The following is a 4,901-nucleotide window of genomic DNA, read 5'->3' as shown; positions in this document are numbered from 1 at the left end:
TGGTAGTCATTAATTTATGTGGGTTTATTCAAGTGATCCGGACGTTGGAAAGAACAGGATGTGAGATATATGGTTCGGAATGATAATGATATTTGTTATGAGATAAACGATTATGGTCTTGGAATCGGGTAGAATTAACCACAACGTTGTTAGGGTATTACCAAGAGTTCCGTTAACAACATAATTGCTTGAAGTTAATAACATTCTGTAACCAAAAGTTTCATGTTCGATCATGAAGATATCTTAAATGAATAACATAAGTTTAACCAAAACAAATGCTTATATGGCATTGTTAAAGTTAGGTAGGAAACGGAGGTTGATACTTGATGGTTCGATGAATACTCAAATACAAAAATTTAGATTAAAAGATAGACATTATGGTGGTAAACAAAACAGAGGTAACAATGATGTTTTAAATATAACTCAACCAAGAGTAATCGAGAAGATACATTTAAGTTATTTAGAAGCAGGAGCGGACATAATTGTAACAAATACCTTCAATTCAAATCAAATTTCTCAATCATGTTATGGTAATAACTACTCTTGTATAGAACTTAACAAACGGGCAGTGTTAATAGCAAAGAGGGCGAGGTTAAAGTACTCGTTTCACAACAAACGTCGTGTTTTCGTTGCGGGTTCAGTTGGTCCAACGAATAAGAGTTTAACAGTACCTTCCAATACATTGAAACCGGCATATCGTGATGTTTCATTCGATGAAATGGTAACAAGTTATAAACAACAGATTAACACGTTGTTAAGCATGGATGTTGACATATTATTGATAGAAACTGTTTATGATATGTTAAATGTAAAAGCGGCCTTGTTTGCTTACTTAGAGATATGTAGGAGGTTGAACACCGAATATGCATTAGTAATATCGGTAACAATCAGTGATGTCTTTGGAAGACTTTTATCTGGCCAAACTCTAGAAGCATTCTGACATTCGATTAGTCATGTCAAACCACTGGGTGTTGGCTTAAATTGTGTTGTTTGATCGAAAAACTTAGAACAATATGCTTCCGAATTATCAAATATTACTGGTAAACCAATATGAATATATCCGAACGTTGTATCTCCCAATGATGAGGGTAAGTATACTCATAATGCCGATGATTTTGTTAAACAGATTAAACCATTAATAAAACATGCATGTGTGTTAGGTGGTTGTTGTGGTTCCACTCCTGAACATATTTCGAGATTAGTTGAGTTTAAGTTATCTAACAAACCTGTCAAGGTTGCAGATGTCAATAGTCGACAGAATTGTTTGGTTCTTAGTGGATTAGAAGTATTAAAGATTAACAGAGATGGGTTTTATGAAATCGGTGAACAAGCGAGTACATCGAGATCAAGTGGATTCAAAAACATGATAACTTCAGGAAACTACGAACAGGCTCTGGACGTTGTAAGACAACAAGTATGACATGGATCAAGGATAATAGATATAAATATGGATGGTACAACGTTGGATCCGAAGGTAGAGATTTCAAAGTTCTTGAACTTGATTAATACCGAACCTGATTTATCAGCATTACCAGTTATGATTGGCTCATTCGAATGAAGTACACTTTTGATTGGCATGAAGCATATACAAGGTAGAGGTATTATAAATTCCATATCTCTTAAGGATGGAGATAAACAGTTCATAGACAAAGCGAGACTGATCAAGATGCATGGATGTTTGCCGATTGTAGTTGCTTCCGATGAAAGAGGATATGCTTCGACCATTGATCAACGATTAGGAGTTTGTAAACGAATTCATGGATTGTTAACGAGAGAGGTTGGTTTCAATGATGAAGAAATAATAATAGACTTAAACACGTTTCCAACGTCCGTTGGAATTGTAGACCGTGATAGAAGTGTTTTAGAATTAATCAAAACTATTAAATTGATAAGTACGATTTATCCGAAGATAAATTTAGTATTGAACATATCGAATTTATCGTTTGTATCCAGAGGTAACATCAGGTTTGAAGAGTCGTTGCATTGTACGTTTCTAAGATATGCCATACTTGTTGGTTTAAATCTTGGTATATTAAACGTTCAAACCAAAATGTCTTATAATACACTTAGTAAAACGGTCAGAGATTTATGTGTATCGTTGATATTAAACAACAGACAGGTATCGATAGAAGAAATTATCAACGTGTTTGGTACTAAGCTTGATTCTTCTAGTGATGGTGGGAAGATGGAGGTAATTGAAGGAATTAAGATGTTAAATCATGAGTAATATATGCTATTGTTGTAGGAACCGATAAATATGTTGAACAGGATTTGAGTTGAATTGGTTGGAGATATAGATGTGTTACAGCTCATAGAGGAACCATTGATGGATGGTGTGGATGTTGTATGTAGACTTATTTGGTAATGGCATGATGGTTTTATTCCAGATAATAACATCAGTGGAAGTAATAAAGAGATATTATAGGTTCGTGTAACACTGTTGATGGATACCAACAAAAAAAATATGAGAGTAGTAAACGTGATAGTGATGGTAACGACCAAAGGTGATGTTCGTGATATCGAAACGAACAATGTTGACATTGTTTTATCATGTAATAACTATAGGATAATGAACTATAAGACCAATGGTTTCTTCCGATGAAATTATTTCAAACTACAATTAAATATAAAGTAAACGTTATCATGATTACAGGTTCGATATCTTCTTCGTTGGATGAAATGGTAGAAGTGGTAAGGTTGATGTAAAAGAAATCATTTGGATATCCTATTACTCGTTGTAGGTACCGCAACAAGTGAACCATACATGGTAGTAAAGTTCTATCATGAATAACCTGATGGCATTGTTATACATGTTTAAAGGTGTTAATGAAACCGTTGATGGTGTGTTTAAGTTATCCGAACAAACAAGTGGATCTTATGTTGTGGTATTGAAATCGGATTATGAATTAATAACCGAGAACCGTAATAAATCTAAACAAAACCAATACGAACCGTCATCTGTAACTTCATTAAGTCATTCGTTAAAACATAACAAGAAACCGGTCCCAAATGTTTACTTCGTTGGAACGAAGACCACCTGTGTTGGCAACCTACATAAAGATCTAAACATTGATGATGGGTTAAATAGACAGGTGTATTGTTGATGGTAAAGTGGTAAACACTTCGAAAGAAGAATATTGAGTAAAATGGTCTCTGAAAGATGATGTAAGTATTAGAAGAACCATTAACATGATGGCAGTTGCTAACAGGCATGGATCTGCTGATGGTTCGAGAAACAAGTGAATCATTGATAGTCAACCTTCCGACGTTAATACCAACGATAAAACAAAAAAAAACATGTTTAAGTTAAGTGACTTTGTTGATGGTAACAACCATAATATTTCAACATGTTGTTGTGTTTCGGCATTTGGTTCACTTACCTCATCTGATACTTCAATGAAAAAATGGTTCCAATGTTCTTATGTTAACATAACAATTTGTGATGATTTGGTCGAAACATGTTAAAACCACTTATGTTACAACAAAAAAATATCATGTTCGAACAACCAAAATTCAAACGTTCACATAGTTACATTGGAGGTAGACGAATAGGTATTAGAACCGACATCGGGTTATCCAGTTGTTCTCGATCATAGAATTTAAACATAAATTCGTTCATGAATATTTTCATTGAAATCTAATACTGATTCTAACAAATATCTGATACTTGATTGTATTCATCTGTAAACCAACATATCATCTATGGCCGTTTGCCAATCCTTATATCATTCATTTCAGAACTAAACATATAAGATAAATATCTAATCGGTTCCTATTCAAGATTTTTGAAATAAAAGTGTTAAAACAACGGGAGATCTTTAGAATCCATTGATTTGTTATATGTTCGAACCAACGTTAACATAATCTGTCAATACCTATGTTTGGTTAGTTATCTTGTTGGTCAAACGAGTAAATAATATATTTATAAACGATGTAAGTTAACAGTTCAAATCTGCTCAATCATCTTATATTTCATTTGTTTATCCAATTTATTTATAATCTTTAATCCGTAACCATAACTTTTATAAAACCATTACATATCCAACACTTATCTCCATCCTACTACTAAGTCATCGATATATATATATATATCTTTGATATTACTGAAATTAACATATATTTATTATCATCGTAACCATATTACATCTCTTCATCTGATTAAACGGCCACCATCATTGATGTCCATGTTTTAAGTCATTAAGGTTACGGTGTAACAGAAACAACAACAAAAAAAAGGGATTACTTAACTCAACCCAACATTTATTAATAACCTATCATGTATATGTTTTTGTTGGAATTAACTGCTATCGATAACAACGAAGTGACAACGTTTGAGTGTTTTATTCGTTAGTAACCGAAATATTTACAATTTAATAGTACAATTGTATTCCAATGTTCGAATCAAACATACCAACACAGATCCATTTATCATCGAACTAATTGTATCCGTTTACTCCAACAAATAAACATACGAGTACTGTCATATGGTTAATTCTTTGTGTTAATGGAAACCATTTAATATATATATATATATATATTCACATTACAACATTCAAACGGTTAGTTACAACATTTTAAACAAGATGGTATTAAACAAGTATATAAATACTAATAAAACATGTAATTGGTATAAGAGATATAACCTATAACCAACATCCGGTTGTTTGTGTAAACGTTGTTGCCAAATACAGTTTTGTTGATAAATGGATGGTTTTATTAATTCGAGTCTAATAATCCTCTTTCTGAAGTCTATATTCTATCACAATTTGTTAACAATAACATGTTGAAATCAAAGGTTAATTCAAACGGAATACAACCAATACAATCCATCTATCTATTCAAAACTAATTGTTATTACATATTAAATCTTAAAACCAACAAAAATTCAACAACAAACATGT

4 protein-coding genes are annotated in these 4,901 nt (G+C 32.4%); all 4 read left to right on the top strand.

The window, feature by feature from the left end; translation table 4 throughout:
* Window positions 1-247: 247 nt before the first annotated feature.
* The 4 genes from MAGTDC_RS02945 (at window position 248) to MAGTDC_RS02930 (ending at window position 3,465) form a co-directional block, all read left to right on the top strand.
* Window positions 248-2,227: a homocysteine S-methyltransferase family protein gene (locus MAGTDC_RS02945; protein ID WP_146656976.1), complete on the top strand. Its 1,980-nt coding sequence runs from the start codon at window positions 248-250 to the stop codon at window positions 2,225-2,227.
* A 216-nt stretch (window positions 2,228-2,443) separates the two neighbouring features.
* Window positions 2,444-2,635 carry a hypothetical protein gene (locus tag MAGTDC_RS02940; protein WP_146656975.1) on the top strand — a complete coding sequence of 64 codons (192 nt, stop codon included), beginning with the start codon at window positions 2,444-2,446 and terminating at the stop codon, window positions 2,633-2,635.
* A 148-nt stretch (window positions 2,636-2,783) separates the two neighbouring features.
* Complete coding sequence (locus MAGTDC_RS02935) at window positions 2,784-3,110, top strand: hypothetical protein (RefSeq protein ID WP_146656974.1); 327 nt, start codon at window positions 2,784-2,786, stop codon at window positions 3,108-3,110.
* A gap of 79 nt (window positions 3,111-3,189) precedes the next feature.
* Window positions 3,190-3,465 carry a hypothetical protein gene (locus tag MAGTDC_RS02930; protein ID WP_192573151.1) on the top strand — a complete coding sequence of 92 codons (276 nt, stop codon included), beginning with the start codon at window positions 3,190-3,192 and terminating at the stop codon, window positions 3,463-3,465.
* Window positions 3,466-4,901: the final 1,436 nt, after the last annotated feature.

This window comes from Candidatus Hodgkinia cicadicola (assembly GCF_002774925.1).
This window is presented reverse-complemented; position numbering and strand designations above follow the sequence as displayed.